General features: G+C 62.1%; 12 protein-coding genes. 5 read left to right on the top strand and 7 right to left on the bottom strand.

Translation table 11 applies throughout. The features are described from left to right. Positions 1 to 115 precede the first annotated feature (115 nt). Together PFLQ2_RS03175 and prmA are read right to left on the bottom strand one after the other, a co-directional pair. Complete coding sequence (locus tag PFLQ2_RS03175; protein ID WP_003186225.1) at positions 116 to 1,345, bottom strand: DUF3426 domain-containing protein; 1,230 nt, start codon at positions 1,343 to 1,345, stop codon at positions 116 to 118. A 30-nt stretch (positions 1,346 to 1,375) separates the two neighbouring features. Next, positions 1,376 to 2,254, bottom strand: coding sequence for a 50S ribosomal protein L11 methyltransferase (prmA, locus tag PFLQ2_RS03180; protein WP_003186223.1), 879 nt, complete (start codon positions 2,252 to 2,254; stop codon positions 1,376 to 1,378). Between the two features lie 189 nt (positions 2,255 to 2,443). On the opposite strand from prmA, the gene PFLQ2_RS03185 reads away from it, so the two are divergent. Then, positions 2,444 to 6,415, top strand: a complete 3,972-nt coding sequence (locus PFLQ2_RS03185) for a dermonecrotic toxin domain-containing protein (protein WP_003186221.1) — start codon at positions 2,444 to 2,446, stop codon at positions 6,413 to 6,415. Positions 6,416 to 6,495: 80 nt separating this feature from the next. Here the strand turns inward: PFLQ2_RS03185 and accC are convergent, their stop codons facing one another. The 5 genes from accC to gcbA all read right to left on the bottom strand — a co-directional run bounded on the left by accC (position 6,496) and on the right by gcbA (position 12,918). Further along, on the bottom strand, positions 6,496 to 7,857 hold the full coding sequence (gene accC / locus PFLQ2_RS03190; protein WP_003186219.1) for an acetyl-CoA carboxylase biotin carboxylase subunit: 1,362 nt from the start codon (positions 7,855 to 7,857) through the stop codon (positions 6,496 to 6,498). 17 nt (positions 7,858 to 7,874) lie between these two features. Then, positions 7,875 to 8,336, bottom strand: coding sequence for an acetyl-CoA carboxylase biotin carboxyl carrier protein (accB, locus tag PFLQ2_RS03195; RefSeq protein ID WP_003186217.1), 462 nt, complete (start codon positions 8,334 to 8,336; stop codon positions 7,875 to 7,877). A gap of 47 nt (positions 8,337 to 8,383) precedes the next feature. Further along, positions 8,384 to 8,836, bottom strand: coding sequence for a type II 3-dehydroquinate dehydratase (gene aroQ, locus PFLQ2_RS03200; protein WP_003186214.1), 453 nt, complete (start codon positions 8,834 to 8,836; stop codon positions 8,384 to 8,386). A 412-nt stretch (positions 8,837 to 9,248) separates the two neighbouring features. Continuing rightward, the gene (locus tag PFLQ2_RS03205) at positions 9,249 to 11,195 is read right to left on the bottom strand and encodes a methyl-accepting chemotaxis protein (RefSeq protein WP_003186211.1); all 1,947 of its coding nucleotides are present in this window, start codon (positions 11,193 to 11,195) and stop codon (positions 9,249 to 9,251) included. Positions 11,196 to 11,247: 52 nt separating this feature from the next. Then, entirely contained in the window at positions 11,248 to 12,918 is a 1,671-nt protein-coding gene (gcbA, locus tag PFLQ2_RS03210; RefSeq protein ID WP_003186209.1) for a diguanylate cyclase GcbA, read from the bottom strand. 284 nt (positions 12,919 to 13,202) lie between these two features. Between gcbA and PFLQ2_RS03215 the strand changes: the two genes are divergently transcribed. The 4 genes from PFLQ2_RS03215 to speA all read left to right on the top strand — a co-directional run bounded on the left by PFLQ2_RS03215 (position 13,203) and on the right by speA (position 17,498). Then, complete coding sequence (locus PFLQ2_RS03215; RefSeq protein ID WP_003186208.1) at positions 13,203 to 14,270, top strand: DUF2333 family protein; 1,068 nt, start codon at positions 13,203 to 13,205, stop codon at positions 14,268 to 14,270. Between the two features lie 3 nt (positions 14,271 to 14,273). Beyond that, positions 14,274 to 14,831, top strand: coding sequence for an NUDIX hydrolase (locus tag PFLQ2_RS03220; protein WP_003186206.1), 558 nt, complete (start codon positions 14,274 to 14,276; stop codon positions 14,829 to 14,831). A gap of 170 nt (positions 14,832 to 15,001) precedes the next feature. Next, positions 15,002 to 15,373 (top strand): translation initiation factor Sui1, encoded by a 372-nt coding sequence (locus tag PFLQ2_RS03225; RefSeq protein ID WP_003186205.1) that lies wholly within the window; start codon positions 15,002 to 15,004, stop codon positions 15,371 to 15,373. A 211-nt stretch (positions 15,374 to 15,584) separates the two neighbouring features. Next, positions 15,585 to 17,498, top strand: coding sequence for an arginine decarboxylase (speA, locus tag PFLQ2_RS03230; protein ID WP_003186202.1), 1,914 nt, complete (start codon positions 15,585 to 15,587; stop codon positions 17,496 to 17,498). Positions 17,499 to 17,861: the final 363 nt, after the last annotated feature.

The following is a 17,861-nucleotide window of genomic DNA, read 5'->3' as shown; positions in this document are numbered from 1 at the left end:
ACCGGATAAAGGTCGAATTGGATAAAATCTGAACAGCTATTTTGTTATTGCCAGCGGTTTGGTCCGGGCGTGGTGAGTCAGAAAGCTGTCGTCAATCGGCCGACCCTGGCCGGCTTCACTCGGGGGAATGGAAGCTCAGACTGTAGTTCACCGCTTTGGGCCCTGGGTCGAGGATGTCCAGCGCGATGTGGATAGGCGTCTGCGGCGGCATTTCGCCGCGGCCTTCGAGATCGCCGCCCAGGTATTCCCCGGGCTTGAAGCGACGGCTGGCGATCAGGTGCCCGTTGAGGTCGGCAAAACGCAGCTCCAGCAGCGGAAAAGGCTGGGAGAAGGGCGCACGGTTGTAGATGATCGCGTCCACTACCAGGGCGCCGCTGAATTCCGGATGGCTGCGCACCACCAGGTTGCTGCTCTTGATCTTGGCGATGTCGACCTTGGACGGTACGTCGCAGCCCAGGGTCGGGCAGACTTGCAGGAACCACGGGCGATACTGGTCCTGGCGGGCCAGCTCTTCGAAATGGTAGGCAATGTACTGGCCGCCCAGGGCTGCGGCGGCAAGCAGGATCAACAACCCCCACAGCAAGCGACGGCCCCAGGGCGAGCGGCGTTTGCGCCAGTCCAGTTGCAGCGGGTCATCGTCCAGGTCATGAAGGGCCTCGGCGCGGATCCCGGGTTCATGTCGTTCGCGAGCCTTGCGCAGCGGCGGCGCTGGCTCGGGTTCTTCGTCGTGATCGTGGTCGTCGGTGGCGGACAGGCGCTCGAGATGTTCCTCGGGCTCGTCGTCCGGCGCCAGGCGCAGCGGGACGACAGGCTCATCGTCCGGCTCCAGCGGTTCGAGGGCCAGGGACAGGGAGGGTTCGGTGCGTGGTGGCCGGGCCGGCTCATGGGGCTCGAACGGTTCGGCAGGCGTCAGGAGGACGGCTTCGGCGCGTTCGCTGGACGATTCGCTGTACAGGCTGTCTGGCCAGGTATCCTGCTCATCCGACGAAGGGCTGCGCTGTGCGCTGAGGTTGTCTTCGCGACGCCGGCCCGTACTGCCGCTTGTCCGGTCGCGCCGCTCCAGGCGCGCCAGTTCCTTGTCCAGATCATCGAGATCGAGTTCCGCGGCTGACCATTGCTTCTGGCTGATGGCCCGGGGCGGCGCTTCGGCGGCGGGTTTGGCGGGCGCGGCGGCGGGGGGCGCGTCCTGCCTGGCCGTGCGCTGTTCCAGCAGTTGTCGTGCGGCATTGAAGACTTGCAGGCAGGAGCCGCAACGAACCACCCCGCGGGCCACGCTCAATTGAGCGTGGCTGACGCGGAAACTGGTATGGCAATGCGGGCACTGGGTGACGAAGCTGTCAGTCATGCGGCAATCCGGTGGATACAGGCGGCCATTCTAGCGCCGACGTCCGGTGATGCGCACCCAGCCATCGCGATTGGCGATCGGGTCGAGGTCAAAGTCGGTGGCATAAGCGGCGGCCACTTCTTCGCCCTGTTCAGCGAGGATGCCCGACAGCGCCAGGCGCCCGCCCGGCTTGACCAGGCTCGACAGTTGCGGTGCCAGGGACACCAGCGGCCCGGCGAGAATATTGGCCACCAGCACGTCGGCCCGGACCTGTGGCAAATCCTGCGGCAGGTACAGCGGGAATGACGCTTCGGCAATATTGTTGCGCCCGGCGTTGTCACGGGACGCTTCCAGGGCCTGGACGTCGATGTCGGTGCCGACCGCTTCCTTGGCGCCCAGCAGGAGCGCCGCGATGGCCAGGATCCCCGAGCCGCAGCCGAAGTCGAGTACGTTGCAGCCCTTGAGGTCCTGGCCGTCGAGCCATTCCAGGCACAGCGCGGTGGTCGGATGGGTGCCGGTGCCGAACGCCAGGCCCGGATCCAGCAGCAGGTTGACCGCGTCCGGCTCCGGCGCCGCGTGCCAGCTCGGTACGATCCACAGGCGCTGGCCGAAGCGCATCGGCTGGAAGTTGTCCATCCAACTGCGTTCCCAGTCCTGGTCTTCGATCACTTCGCTGTGGTGCTCGGGCAGCGGGCTGCCGGTCAGCAGTTCGAGATGAGCCAGTACGCTGGCTGCCTCGGTGCCGCCTTCGAACAGGGCCAGCAGATGAGTGTGGGACCACAGCGGCGTGGTGTTGAGTTCCGGCTCGAAGATCGGCTGGTCCTCGGCGTCCATGAAAGTGACCGACACCGCGCCCACTTCAAGAAACGCGTCTTCATAGGTTTCGGCTTGTTCCGGGCTGATGGCCAGACGTACTTGCAGCCAAGGCATGGCGGGCACCTTTGAAAAATCTACAGGGGGCAGCGCGGGGCTGCAAAGGCGCGCAGTGTACGCCAGCTGGCCATCAAAGTGGATAAGCGAGTCTCGCGCCGTCAGGCGGTAGTTTCGATATATATATGTATGACATGGGCATGTTGAACAGCGGATAAGGTGCGGGTCCACACAACAGGGAGGAATGTGATGGACAACTCTGCCGAGCGGCAAAGCAAAGCGAACGGCGCGGGGCCGGAACCTTCCCCGCAGGCGACAACGGCGCAGGCCGTCCTTGGAAGACTGACCCGATGGCAGGCCGTAATCGACTCGCGGCTGAAAGCCCAGATGACCTTGCTGGAGGTACTGGAGGAACGCCTGTTGGTCGAGCTGCGCACCCACTATCACCATGGCAACATCGATCCACATTTCATCGGCACCCTGCTCGATGCCGTGCTGCAACGCCTGATCGACCAGGTGCCTGTCGTCCCCGATGCCGAAGAGAATTCGCCCTACCGTTGGCCGGATGGGCCGGATACTGGTTTTTCGGCCGAGCGCCAGGAAGTCATCGTCCAGGCGGTGGAAGGCATGGCTTCTGGCTTGGTTCATCACTACAAGGACTACCTGCGCCGTCATTGGAGCGTGTTCGGGCACGATATCTCCTTGGCGGCGCTGATCAACGACAGGCTCGACAATCATCTGGCCCGGTTCGACGCGATTTTCCAGCCTGAGCAATTGGCGGGCCTGGATGTCGATGCGCTGCAAGAAAAGATTGAAGCCCTGCAGGATAACTGGCAGCTGACAAGTCGATTGACCGCACTGGCGGCCCCTGCGGAGCACCAGGCGCTTGAAGCGATAGCCCGTTTGCAATTGCCCGATTGGCTGCGTTGGCTTGGCGAAGCTGATCGCCAGCAATTGGAGACTCTCCAGGCGCAGACGTCCCAGGCGCAGGCGCTGGTGGACTCGTTGCTCAACGGCATGGGCTCGCTGCGGTCCTTTGCCCGGTCCTTGGCCAAGGAGCACGTCAGGCATGAGTTGGACATGGAGGTCGAGCCGGACAGCATTCGTGTGCAGCTGCGCTGGCGAAGCGTCCTCGGCCAGCCCGTGCAAACCCGCAACCTCAGCGAACTGCTGGTGGCCGGTCCACTGAGGTCGGATGCGGTGTCGGTGTATCTGGTGGAGAACGGCGCCATGCTGCGTAACCAGCCTCTTTCACCCGCCTACGTCAGCCAGTTGCTGGCGGACGTCGATGCCCCCGCCGGGTATTCGCAGGCGCTGGCCGCTCTCTATGGTCGTGGCGACCTGAAAGACGCCATGCTCGATTGGTTCAAGGCACGGCTGCGGCAAAGTGCGTTCATTGCGCGGTGTGCCGGTCATTTGAAAATGAGTAACCATGCAGCCATCAAGACCCTCTGGGAGGCCGAGGTTTCGGCGCAAGTCGTCCCTGCCAGCGTGCGGGTCGCCGGCCTGGTACTGCCGAACGCGTTGAAGTGCGCCGATTGCCTGTTGTTCTACCGTGCAGACCTGCAAGGCGACTTGCTGCTGTACGCCCCCGACAAACCGGATGGCCAGGAATGGGTCGAGCTGCCCTCGCTTTGGGCCGTGAGTGTGGAAGTAGGAGGCTGGACCCGCAGTGAAGCCGGTCGCGAATACCTGCTGCAGCGGATTGCCCCAGCCGACCGCGACAGGGCCCGGGAGTATTTTGCCAACGTGGCGGACAAGCCGGCATTGTGGGATTCAAGCAAGGATCCCAGGGCGGCGGTGACAGGCTTGCAGGATTGTCTTGAAGACATTGTTGCGATGGGCTTGGAGCGTAATCTGGCACAGGTGGAGCGCGACGAATCGCCCGGCTGGTACAGCGCGCTGCCGTTGGATTCGCGACGAACCCTCAGCACTTTGAATCAAGAGCTGCTGGTTCATCAGGAGGTCTTCAGCCAGGAAATTGCCGGCTATGAAGTCTTCGTGGACTTCGCCAGGCGGATCGTCACCCAGGCAATCGCTCCGTATATGCGCAGCAAGGGCGTGGACGAGCCGGTCGATCCTGCGACGGTGCTCATCGACTACAACCCGCAGCTGTCGGATGGCAGGACGAAGGTCGCCAGCCTGTTGGATCTGGTGATCTTCGGGTATGACGACAACTCGGGTATCGACAACCCCGGCAAAGGCGTGCGCTCATCGGTGGGGCAGGCGCTGGGGCAGGTTCGCAGTGCCGAGCTGGCCACGTATATCCGGCGGGCATACGTGGGCGAGCGATATACGCGGGAGATTCGTGCCAGGTTCCTCGATGCCGGCGCGCCCGAATACGCCACGCGCCGCAATGCCTACCGCAACCTGTTGTTGACCAGGATGGACCGCGACCTGCGCGTCGCCGCAGGCAAGTCGCAGTTGAGCGCCGATGAGTTCTGGTGGTTGACCCGACAAGTCACGCTGTTGAGCGAGTCGGTGCCGTTGTCCGGCCCGGTGTATCTGGGAACTGCCGTGCAGCGCGAGGGCGTGATCAAATTTTCCATTGGCGGTCATGTCGTCATGGGCGTCTACGTCTTTGCCTATTTCAATCCGAAGGGGCGCTACTGGTTGTATACGCCTGACGCGGCGGATGGCGTCATGTTTCGCCAGTACCATGACTTCCCCGGAACGGTCGCCTCGCGCTTGCATGACTACGTGCTGGAACGGGTGGCGCTCGGCGCCCGTGCAGCGGTCAGGCGCTCGCTGACGGCCCTGGCGGCGTCGGCCCTGGGTGTCGATACATTGCGTGAGTTCAATCGAGTGATCGATGTCCGGGCAGAGTTCGATGCCATCGTCGAACGTGCTATTGGCGATGTGGAGGACATCACCAAAAGCCGTGCCGAGGTGATCAGGCAGCAAGTCGTCAAAGGGTTGCTGTTTGCGTCCGCTCCGGTATGCCTGGTTTATCCACCCTTTGCGCTGTTGCTGGATGTCGCCTTGATGGCCGCTAGCGTCAAGGACGCCGCCGAGGCGCATCGACAAGGCGAGACGGAGCGCGCGCTGGGCCACTGGCTGGCTGCCTCGTGGGGTGTCCTGTTCGCAGCGTTGGGGACGGGCGCCATCGCGACGTTGCTAGGGCGGGCGGCCAGAAGCCTGAAACTTGTCATGGCGCCGCTGTCCTTGTCGGGGCAGCGCTTGAGAAGCGCGGCGCCGCTGATTGCCAGGGAAGCCGGGCCGATTGTCCGCCCCATACGCCTCAAGCCGAAACAGGCAGTCGGCAAGACGCCCGAGAACCTTGAACGGGTGGCCGAGAAAGGCCTTTTCCAGGGCACCTATCGCAGCCCGCCCAGTGCATTACAGCCGCGCAGCACGTATTACATCCGCAGTAGGGGCAAGTACTACCAAGTCAAGGAGGATCCTTACTTTGGCGGTTTGTGTCTGGTGGATGCCAGTCGCCCCACGGCTTTATACAAATTGCCAATCCGCAGGCTGGGAAATGGCAAGTGGACACACAATGAAGTCGGCTTGCGCGGAGGCAACGATCAAATACTCGTCCTGGGCCGAGTGAGCGACCTGCGCGAGGCATTTCCCGGCCATGCCTATCCAGATGTCGCAAGAGGGGCGTTGCAGGGCGAGGCGGTGGTGGCGAGGTTCAGCGAGGCAGTGGCGGATAACTACGTGTTCTCCCTCAATGCCCAGACATGCGTGATCGCTTCGTTGTACAACCCGACCACCCGGGTAGGGGCCGTCATTCATTTCGATCACAATATTCGCACGCTGATCGAGCGCAGTGTCCGGGACGTGACGCAGCGCTTGGGGGGCGCTACCAAGGATATTCGCGCCACATTGGTGGGCGGGGACTGGCTGACAGGTGCCGATATCGGCGGACGGGTCAGGTCGGTGATGAGGCGCCAGGGCCTTCGACCGACATGGGATCACTGGTCGTATTCGTCCTGCTTCGGCAATACCTTCGGGGTCGCACTGGATTTGCGCAGTGGCGTCACGTCGGTGTTCAAGACATCGCGCAGCCAGGTCGAGCGCTACTACATACCGGTGTTGGCGCGGGCGAAAAAAAGCACTGACCCGGTGTCGGTACGTGCACGCGGGTTCATGACGCGCTTGCGCAGCGATCCCCTTGTCGCCAATGCCCAGGGCACCGTCAGCACGCTGCAGGGCAGGCCCGCGACGGCGGCGCAGATCGAAGCCCACGCATTTCCCACGGTGACGCTGAGCTGATTCAATCGTGGGGAGCCTGAACGCCAGGCAAAAAAAGACCCCGGCCAAATGACCGGGGTTTTTTTACATCACTTGGAGCATCAGTGCTGGTTGCCCAGCTTGTGTTCCAGGTAATGGATGTTGACGCCGCCTTTGCAGAAGCCTTCGTCACGGACCAAGTCGCGGTGCAGCGGGATATTGGTCTTGATCCCGTCCACCACGATTTCGTCCAGTGCATTGCGCATGCGCGCCATGGCTTCCTCGCGGGTCGCCCCGTAGGTGATCAGCTTGCCGATCAGCGAATCGTAGTTCGGCGGAACTGCATAACCGCTGTACAGGTGCGAGTCGACGCGAACGCCATTGCCGCCCGGAGCATGGAAATGCTTGACCGTGCCTGGGCTTGGCATGAAGGTTTTCGGGTCTTCGGCGTTGATACGGCATTCCAGCGAGTGACCGCGAATGACCACATCGTCCTGGGTGAACGACAGCTTGTTGCCAGCGGCGATGCTGAGCATCTCCTTGACGATGTCGATACCGGTGACCATTTCCGAAACCGGGTGCTCCACCTGAACACGGGTGTTCATTTCGATGAAGTAGAAGCTACCGTTCTCGTACAGGAACTCAAAGGTGCCGGCGCCACGGTAGCCGATGTCGATGCAGGCCTTGACGCAGCGCGCCAGGACTTCCTGGCGAGCCTTCTCGTCGATGCCCGGTGCCGGCGCTTCTTCGAGGACCTTCTGGTGACGACGTTGCAGCGAGCAGTCGCGGTCACCGAGGTGGATGGCCTGGCCTTGGCCGTCGGACAGCACCTGGACTTCGACGTGACGTGGGTTGGTCAGGAATTTTTCCAGGTAGACCATCGGGTTGCCGAATGCCGCGCCTGCTTCGGAGCGGGTCAGTTTCGCCGAGGAAATCAGGTCTTCTTCCTTGTGTACCACGCGCATGCCGCGACCACCGCCGCCTCCAGCGGCCTTGATGATCACCGGGTAACCGACTTCGCGACCAATGCGCAAGGCGGTTTCTTCGTCTTCAGGCAGCGGGCCGTCGGAACCCGGGACGGTAGGCACGCCGGCAGCAATCATGGCGTGCTTGGCCGACACCTTGTCGCCCATCAGGCGGATGGTGTCGGCTTTCGGACCAATGAAGGCAAAACCGGAGTTTTCGACCTGTTCGGCGAAGTCGGCGTTTTCCGCCAGGAAACCGTAGCCCGGGTGAATGGCGGTGGCACCGGTCACTTCGGCAGCGGCGATGATCGCCGGGATGTGCAGGTAGGAATGCGCAGCCGACGCCGGACCGATGCAGACGGATTCATCCGCCAGGCCCAGGTGCATCAGTTCCTTGTCGGCCTTGGAGTAGACGGCGACAGTCTTGATGCCCATCTCTTTGCAGGCGCGCAGGATCCGCAGGGCAATTTCACCGCGGTTGGCGATCAGTACTTTTTCCAACTTCGCAGGTTTCAACATCGAAAGCTCTCCGCGGTTCAAACGATGGTGAACAGCGGTTGGTCGTACTCAACCGGCTGGCCGTCTTCAACGAGGATGGATTCGATCACACCGCTGGTTTCAGCTTCGATGTGGTTCATCATCTTCATGGCTTCGACGATGCACAGGGTGTCGCCTTTCTTCACGGTCTGGCCCACTTCAACGAAGGAAGGCGAGGATGGCGAAGACTTGCGATAGAACGTACCGACCATTGGCGAGCGGGCCACGGTGCCGTTCAGCGTTGGTGCGGCTGGCGCTGCTGGTGCGGCGGCAGCTGCAGGCGCGGCCGGAGCTGGTGCGGCAGCTGGTGCCTGCATCGGTGCCGGTGCGTAGAACTGCTGGGCCGGGGTCTTGCTGTGGCGGCTGATACGTACGGACTCTTCGCCTTCCTTGATCTCGAGCTCGTCGATGCCGGACTCTTCCAGCAATTCGATCAATTTCTTAACTTTACGGATATCCATGAATCATCAACTCCCAAGGGTCGGTCAGGGGCGTTTACGCTTGTTGTTCAAGCCGTTGCCTGTCTTTCAAGCTGCTCTAGGGCGGCCTCCAGGGCCAGTCGGTAACCGCTGGCGCCAAGGCCGCAGATCACTCCCACCGCTACATCGGAGAAGTAGGAGTGATGGCGGAAAGGTTCGCGTTTGTGCACGTTGGATAAGTGCACTTCGATGAATGGGATGCTCACCGCCAGCAGCGCGTCACGTAATGCGACACTTGTATGCGTAAAAGCTGCGGGATTGATCAGAATGAAGTCCACGCCTTCGCCACGCGCGGCATGGATGCGGTCGATCAATTCATATTCGGCGTTGCTTTGCAGATAAAGCAAATGATGGCCGGCGGTGCGGGCTCGCTGTTCCAGGTCCTGGTTGATCTGGTCCAGGGTGACGGCCCCGTAGACGCCCGGTTCGCGTGTGCCTAGCAGGTTCAGGTTGGGTCCGTGGAGGACCAGTAGAGTCGCCATCTGCTGTTCCTTGTTATTTGTGAGCAGGTGTCAGAACCCGGCGACTATGCCGCAAAGCCTTAATGACTGTCCAGTTCTCGGCAATAGCCGGCACGATGCCCGATGTTTGCGCGAAATTTGTGACCATGCGCCTGGATTCGGTCACCCATGGCTGCGAGGCTTGCGCTGAACCCTGTGGGAGCGAGCCTGCTCGCGATGACAATGACACATTCAATATCATCGCAAGCTGACCCGCCGCTATCGCGAGCAGGCTCGCTCCCACAGGGAAGTTGTGGTGACCGCCGGACTTGTGGGCACCCGAGATCCAGTGTGGGAGTGGGCTTGCTCGCGAAGAGGGCGGCACCTTCAACATCAATGCAGCTGAGCGACCGCTTTCGCGAGCAAGCCCGCTCCCACAATGGGTCTGTGGTGCTTAAACTCGAAACGCCTGCACCGCCGTGTGCAGCCTTCCGCCCAGCACCAACAGGTTGTCGCCCTGTTCCCGGCCCTGGCCGATGCGCACCAGGTTATCCCCGCCCAATTGGTGGATACGTTCACTGTGATCGCGGATTTCGCTGACGGCGCCGCTTTGTTGGGCGGTGACATCGGCGATGCGTACGGCGGTGTCGGAAATGGTCTGGATGGCCTCGACGATTTTATCCAGCGCGCCGTCGGCGGCTTGTGCCTGGCTGGCGGTGGCTTCGGCGTGTTCGACCTGGGCACGCATGCCTTCCACCGACTGGCGCGCGGCCAGTTGCAGGCGGGCGATTAGCGCCTGGATCTCGGCCGTGGCGCCCGCGGTGCGCTGGGCCAGTGAGCGGACTTCCTCGGCCACCACGGCAAAGCCTCGGCCCATTTCCCCGGCACGGGCGGCTTCGATGGCGGCGTTCAAGGCCAGCAGGTTGGTCTGGTCGGCGATCGAGCGAATTACCGTCAGCACACCGCCAATGGTGGCGGACTCCTCAGCCAGTTGCTCGATCATCTGCGCGTTGCCCTGCACTTCGCCCACCAGTGCGTGCAGGCCCGTGAGGCTCATGCCGATGACTTTCTGCCCATGCTCCACGGCGTGCCCGGCACCGCGGCTGGCCTCGGCGGCCTGACTGGCATCGCCGGCCACCTGCTGGATCGTGGCCTCAAGCTCGCTGAGGGAATCGCGGATCAGCGCCGTATCGCCGGCCTGGTGCTCGGCGCCGCTGTGCAGCTCGCCACTCAGTTCGGCCAGGGCTCGGCTGCTGCCGGCGACCTGTTCGGCGTTCACGCGAATGGTGCCCACCAAGTCCACCAGATAAGCGCGAAGACGATTGAGCGAGGCCTCGATGTCTTGCAGCTCACGGTTGCTCGCGCCGACCCGGATGTCGCGGCTGAAGTCCCCTTCGGCCCAGGTCGACAGGGCCGGGGCCAAGTGGGTCAAGGTCCGGGCAAGGCGCCGCTGCAACGTGTCGATGAGCAGTGCGATCAGCAGGATCAGGCCGATCATCACGCCCTGGATCAACCGGACCTCTGCCTGGATCTGCCCATGCTGGGCCCGCACCGCCGGCTCCATGGCATCGATCGCCTGCTGCACATCGGCGATTTTAAGGTGCGTGGCGTTGCTCAGCTCGGTGCGTTTCTGGATCAGTTCACGGGTGCGGGCCAGCTCAGCAGGGTAACGGCCGAGCAGGCTGTTGAGTTCGCGCTTGAGGGCGATGCCTGCATCTTCGGTCGCGGTTGTTTCCTGGGTTTGCAGCCCCATCAACGCGGCGAAGTCATCGCTGCCCGATTCACTGCTGGCGGTAACGCCCAACAGCGGCAGGGCGTCGAGGTGTTCGGCCTCGACATGGATACTCGCCAGCTCCCGTTCGACATCGGCGGCCAATTCGCTGCGGCCACTGCTGACCAGTTTGTCCCGGGTAAGGGACAGCCGTCCCAGGTGCTGCGAAGCGGCAAACAGCGGTGGCAGGTAGGCCGGGACGCCATTGGCGTATTGAGCGAGCTGGTCGAGGCTGGCGCTCAGTTCGCGCTCGGCCTGCAGCAACAGCGCCTGCGGGTCGCCAGCCAGTTTGCCGGCGGCCAGCAGATCGGTTTTGCTGAAGCCATCGAGGTTCGACAGGCTCGGGCGCAGGGTCTTGGCCAGTTCCGGTGGGAATTGATCCAGTTCTTTTTGCAGGGTTTCCAACGCCTGGCTGGCAGCGCTCAGGCGCAAGGCGTCGCCGCTGGCCAGGTAGTCCTCGATATTGCGTGCCGCTTCGCCCTGGAACTGCCGCGACAGGCCCAGGTAGCGCTCCATCAGCAGATAGGGCCGCTCCAGGGCGATCTGCGACCACCACAACGTGGCGCCCAGGCCCAGGCACACGGCAACTAAAAGAACAGTATTGAGATTGGTCAGCAGCTTCAGGCGCATCAAGGGTCTACCGGGGGCAGAATCGTAAGTGCCTGAAGTTATTGCGTTTGTGTTACACGTTTATGACCGAATCGGTCGATTCCGATGAAAAGGTGGCACTTTGCTTTGATTGCCGCGCGCTCTGCACTCGGTTGCGTCCGGCATGCTTGGCACGGTACAGCGCTTCGTCCGCCTGGCTCGCCATCATCAGGCTGTCACAACCGTCGCTCATCTCCACCACGCCGGCGCTGAACGTGCACCACAAATCTTGGGGCTGGGCCGGGTAGTGAATCTCGGCAAAGCGTTGGCGAATCTCATCCAACACCTTGCAGGCAGCCTCGATATCGGTGTCGGGCATGACGATGGCGAACTCTTCACCGCCGTAACGGCCGATGAAGTCGGTCTTGCGCAGGCGCTGCTTGAGAAACAGCGCCAGGCTCTTGATTACCCGGTCGCCCATGGGGTGGCCGTGGCTGTCATTGACCCGTTTGAAATGGTCGATGTCGAGCATGGCGAAGCTCAGGGGCTTGCCTTCGCGGCGGGCGCGGAAGCTGCAGTCCTCGAGCAATTGCAGGATATGGGTATGGTTGTACAGGCCGGTGAGGCTGTCGCGCACCATCCGCGCCTTGAGGTTGCGGGCCCGGGCCGCGCGGTTGCGCACGGTGGTGATCAGATGCCGGGGCTTGATCGGCTTGGTCAGGAAATCGTCGCCGCCTTCGCTCATGGCGTCGAGTTGCTTGTCCAGGTCGTCTTCGGCGGACAGGTAGATGATCGGTACGCTGACGTAGCGGTCGTTGTGGCGGATCACTTTTGCCAGTTCCGTGCCGGTGCAGGCAGGCATGTACATGTCGAGGATGATCAGGTCGGGCTGGAAATCCGCCAGCTCGGCCATGGCCTGGATTGGCTCGATCAGTGTGCGGGTGACGATCCCGGCGCTGTTGAGCAGGCGTTCGGTGTGCAAAGCCTGTGCGCGGGAATCATCGATGATCAGCACTTTGTAGGGTTCGTACTGGGCGACACAGGTCAGTACTTCGATTTTTTCCAGCAGGCTCGAGGCTTCCAGGGTGCCGGTGAGGAATTCCTGGCCGCCGGCGCGTACGGCCGCCAGGCGGGTCGGGGTGTCGGTTTCCAGCAAACTGAAAAACAGCAACGGCAACGGTTGCTCCAGGCCTTCCTGGGCTTCGGCGGCCAGCTTCAGGCCTGCGCCGGGACCGCTGAAATCCACGTCCATGACGATGGCTGCGGGCAGGCGCTCGATCATCGAGGCCCGGAACGCTGCGACGCTGCCCAGCGCCTGGGCGCTGAGGCCGAAGAACTCCAGCTGTTTGGCCAGGCGCTCGGCACGGTCATGGTCCTGCAGCATCACATAGATGGGTTTGCGCAGTGGCGGCAGGAAAGTCTGTTCGAGGTGGTCGCCGTGACGCAGGCCGGTGCGCGACAAGCGCTGCATCAGGCGGTTGATTTCGGTGATCAACTGGCTGCTCAGGCGCCCGCGATTGGCGTCCACCGCTTGCAGCGACTGGCTGATGCCCTGGGCCAGTTGGGAGTGCTCGGGCTGTTCGAAGCGCTCGGCGAAGCGCAGCAAGCGCAGATTGGCTTCGCTGAGCTCCGACAGATCAGTGCTTGACCACTCACTGCGTTGCAGGCGCTGCCAAATCTCCAGGATCTGACGAGCCTGATGAATTACCCGCTGGGCAAAGTGGTGCTTGAGGCGCTCACGGCTGGGGTCTTCTGGCTCGGTCATATCCTGACTACTAGTTAGGGTGCATGCTGAGGTCGACTGGTGGCTCTATGCTAGCACCTCTTTTCCTCTACATGAGTGTCATACGTCAATAATCTGTCTTGGCAGCAAATTCAGTTTATGACTTGTCAGTCTCGTAGGCCGATGGCAGCGCTTCCTTTATAGTGCCTGTTCGACTGTCTGTCGCGGCCGACATGCCTGACGCCGCATTTTGGCGTTTCATCCCAGGCACGTTGGCGTAGGGTTGTGGTCGAACCGTGAACTCAAGTGATTGAAGGGATATCGCCATGCTGGACTGGAAAAACCGCGCGGGCAGCGCGCCTGAACGTGCCGCCGAGCCGAAATCGGACACCCGCAGCTACCTGGGTGGGCTGTTTTTCAGCCGGGCACTGGCCACGCTGATCGGCTTGTATCTACTGGTGACCATCGCCGTCGGCTGGTATTGGAGCCAGGAGCCCGCCTTGTTTCCGGTGCAGCAGAACGCCCAGGCAGCCGCCGAGCGGGACGGCCGGCAAATGGTGGTGGGCTACACCACCGTCGAAACCCTCAAGAGCGTGGCCGGCACCTTGCTGACCAAGCCGGGCGGCTACATCTCCAACGACCGTTTCCCGCCAGGCTTGTGGATGGACAACATGCCGAGCTGGGAATACGGCGTGCTGGTGCAAGTCCGCGACCTGAGCCGTGCCCTGCGCAAGGACTTCGCCCGCTCGCAGTCCCAGTCCGCCGAAGACGCCGACCTGGCCAAGGCCGAGCCGCGTTTCAACTTTGATAACCGCAGTTGGGTGCTGCCCTCCAGCGAGTCGGAATACCAGGAAGGCATCAACTCCCTGAGCCGCTATCAGGCGCGCCTGTCCGATCCCGCCCAGAAAAGCGCGCTGTTCTACGCCCGCGCCGACAACCTGAACAACTGGCTGGGGGATGTCGGCACTCGCCTGGGGTCGCTGTCCCAGCGCTTATCCGCCAGCGTTGGCCGGGTCAAACTGAACACCTCATTGAAAACCGAAGTCCCGGCCCCGGGCCAGGTGCCGCAGGTGGACGAGGAAGTGGTCGAGACCCCGTGGCTGCAAATCGACAACGTGTTCTATGAGGCACGCGGCCAGGCTTGGGCGCTGTCGCACCTGCTGCGTGCCATCGAAGTGGACTTCGCCGACGTATTGGCGAAAAAGAACGCGACGGTCAGCGTGCGGCAGATCATTCGTGAACTCGAGGCCTCCCAGGAGCCAGTCTGGAGCCCGATGATCCTCAATGGCAGCGGCTTCGGCGTATTGGCGAACCACTCGTTGGTAATGGCCAACTACATTTCCCGGGCCAACGCGGCGGTCATCGACTTGCGGCAATTGCTGAACCAGGGCTGATCCATGGACGAAAGCACCCGGGAGGTCGCCCATCGAGCGGCCTCGGATGCCGAACTGATCGCTTGGGTCGATGAGCACGACAACCTGCTTGGCAGCCTGGTGCGTTCGGACCTGCGTGAGCGTGGCCTGATCGGGCGCGGCACCTACATCATGCTGTTCAACTCGGCTGGCGAACTGTGCGTTCATCGGCGCACCCTGAGCAAGGCGATCTATCCTGGTTTCTGGGATGTGGCGGCCGGCGGCATGGTGCAGGCGCACGAGACTTACGCCGAGTCGGCCGCCCGTGAACTGGCGGAAGAACTGGGCGTAAGCGGTGTCGAACTGACGCCCCATGACCATTTCTATTTCGAGGACACCGGCAGCCGCTTGTGGTGCTCGGCGTTTTCGGCCGTGTGGGACGGGCCGTTGGTCCTGCAGCCCGAGGAAGTCCTGGAAGCCTGTTTCCTGCCCATCGAACAGGTGCTGGATGAAATCCAGCGCAAGCCGTATTGCCCGGACTCTCTGGCGGCGCTTGGGCGCTATTTGCACGCCCATGGCGATGGCGTCGCAAAGAAGCTATAAATTGGCGCCGATTGGCCCTTAGCAAGTCGGCTTTTTGCCGTTACACTGCGCGACTTTTCAAGCTGAACCGCGTCTGCGGTCCAGTAGCGCTGCCCCTGCCTGAGTGGGGCTTCGCGGTCGAGGCACGTTCAGCCCCTCGACCAGTCTTTGTCCTCCCAAGAGGATTGCCGGTGGCCAAAAAAGCCGCATCCTTCGCCGCCCTGGGCGGCCTGGTATTTTCTACCGACGCTGGTCGTCATTGCCCTGATTGCCGTCAACCGGTGGATGCCTGCATCTGCAAACAGACCGCCATCCCGGAAGGTGACGGCATCGCTCGCGTGCGCCGTGAAAGCAAAGGCCGCGGCGGCAAGACGGTGACCACCATCACCGGCGTGCCGTTGGCCGAAGACGCGCTCAAGGAACTGGCCACTACGTTGAAGAAACGCTGTGGCACCGGCGGTGCGTTGAAAGACGGCATCATCGAGATCCAGGGCGATCACGTCGAGCTGTTGCTGGCGGAACTGACCAGGCACGGTTTCAAGGCAAAAAAATCCGGCGGCTAGCAGCCTCTGTGAAAACCACCCCCGGCTTGATCCGAACCCGGTGTTCGAGGTCGCCTACATGGTTTTCACAGAGCCTGTTCTGAACGGGATTCTAAACTCAGCGCTGGGAGCAGGGTCTACCTTGCTAACAGGCAAATCGTCATTTCCATTTTCTAGACTGCGCCAGCCTCCGATCGGATGGTGCTTTTTCGACTTCTTATAGGGGACTTCGATGTCCGTACGACGCACACGCAAAGACGATGGCAGCCAATGGACAGTTGCGGACAGCCGCAGTGTTTACGGGATTCGCCATTGGGGGGCCGGGTATTTCGCGATCAATGACGCCGGTCGCGTCGAAGTCCGTCCGAACGGTCCCGACAGCTCGCCCATCGACCTGTTCGAGCAAGTCGACCAACTGCGCCAGAGCGGCTTGTCGCTGCCCTTGCTGGTGCGCTTCCCCGACATCCTGCAAGACCGTGTGCGCCAACTCACCGGCGCGTTCGACAGCAACATCGCGCGTCTGGAATACCAGAGCCAGTACACCGCACTCTATCCGATCAAGGTGAACCAGCAGGAAGCGGTGATCGAAAACATCATCGCCACCCAGAACGTCTCCATCGGCCTGGAAGCCGGCTCCAAGCCTGAACTGTTGGCCGTGCTGGCGCTGGCGCCAAAGGGCGGGACCATCGTCTGCAACGGCTACAAGGATCGTGAATTCATCCGGCTGGCGCTGATGGGCCAGAAGCTGGGGCACAACGTTTTCATCGTCATCGAGAAAGAATCCGAAGTCGGCCTGGTGATCGAAGAGGCCGCCTCCCTGAAGGTCAAGCCACAGGTTGGCCTGCGGGTGCGCCTGTCATCCCTGGCATCGAGCAAATGGGCCGATACCGGTGGCGAGAAATCCAAGTTCGGCTTGTCCGCCGCACAACTGCTCTCGGTGGTCGAGCGTTTCCGCGCCGCCGGCCTGGACCAGGGCATTCGCCTGCTGCACTTCCACATGGGCTCGCAGATCGCCAACCTGGCGGACTACCAGCACGGCTTCAAGGAAGCGATCCGTTACTACGGCGAATTGCGCAACCTCGGCCTGCCGGTGGATCACATCGACGTTGGCGGTGGCCTGGGTGTGGACTACGACGGTACGCATTCGCGCAATGCCAGTTCGATCAACTACGACATGGACGACTATGCCGGTGTCGTGGTGGGCATGCTCAAGGAGTTCTGCGATGCCCAGAGCCTGCCGCATCCGCACATCTTCTCCGAAAGCGGCCGCTCCCTGACCGCCCACCACGCGATGCTGGTGGTGCAGGTGACCGACGTCGAGAAACATCACGACGACGTGCCGGTGATTGACAGCAATCAGGAACTACCGGAAACCGTGCAATGGCTGGTTGACCTGCTGGGGCCGACCGATATCGAGATGGTCACCGAGACCTACTGGCGCGCCACCCACTACATGAGCGACGTGGCGGCCCAGTATGCCGATGGCAAGCTGACCCTGGCCGAAAAAGCCTTGGCCGAGCAGTGCTACTTCGCCGTGTGCCGTCGCCTGCACAACTCGTTGAAAGCCCGTCAGCGCTCCCATCGCCAGGTGCTCGATGAACTCAACGACAAGCTCGCCGACAAGTACATCTGCAATTTCTCGGTGTTCCAGAGCCTGCCGGACACCTGGGCCATCGGCCAGGTGTTGCCGATCCTGCCGCTGCACCGTCTCGATGAAGAGCCGCTGCGCCGCGCCGTGCTTCAAGACCTGACCTGTGACTCCGACGGCAAGATCAAGCAGTACGTCGACGAGCAGAGCATCGAGACCAGCCTGCCGGTCCACTCCCTCAACCCAGGTGAAGATTACCTGCTGGGCATCTTCCTGGTGGGCGCCTACCAGGAAATCCTTGGCGACATGCACAACCTGTTCGGTGACACCGACTCGGTGAACATCTACCAGAACGCCGACGGCAGCGTGTACCACGCCGGTATCGAAACCCACGACACCATCGAAGACATGCTGCGCTACGTGCACTTGTCGCCGGAGGAGTTGATGACTCACTACCGCGACAAGTGCGCCAGCGCCCGCATCAGCGCCGCCGAGCGCACCCAGTTCCTGGATGCCTTGCGCCTGGGGCTGACGCGTTCGTCGTACCTGTCGTCGTGAGGAGAGTCTGAAGGCCCACCGGACCTGTGGCGAGGGAGCTTGCTCCCGCTGGGCTGCGCAGCAGCTCCCCTCTTTATGAGCGCTTCGCACTCAAGCGGGAGCAAGCTCCCTCGCCACGGGACCGTATCTGTTCTCCCTACTGATTAACACCGCCCTCCAGGGCTGTCAGAAACTACGCCGCATGTTGCGGGATTTTTCGGGCAGTCCTGAAGGGCATTTTTGTTCGTACCGCCGTTATTTCCGAATCTCGGTGCGTTTAACCGGCGATGTCCTTATTTCGTGTAGTCCCTTTCCTAACTTGTACTTCACCCCTCTACTAGGCCATGGCTCTCGGCGAGAATCCCCGACCGCCCCTCCTGTAGA

This window comes from Pseudomonas fluorescens Q2-87, from assembly GCF_000281895.1.
Taxonomy (GTDB): domain Bacteria; phylum Pseudomonadota; class Gammaproteobacteria; order Pseudomonadales; family Pseudomonadaceae; genus Aquipseudomonas; species Aquipseudomonas fluorescens_S.
This window is presented reverse-complemented; position numbering and strand designations above follow the sequence as displayed.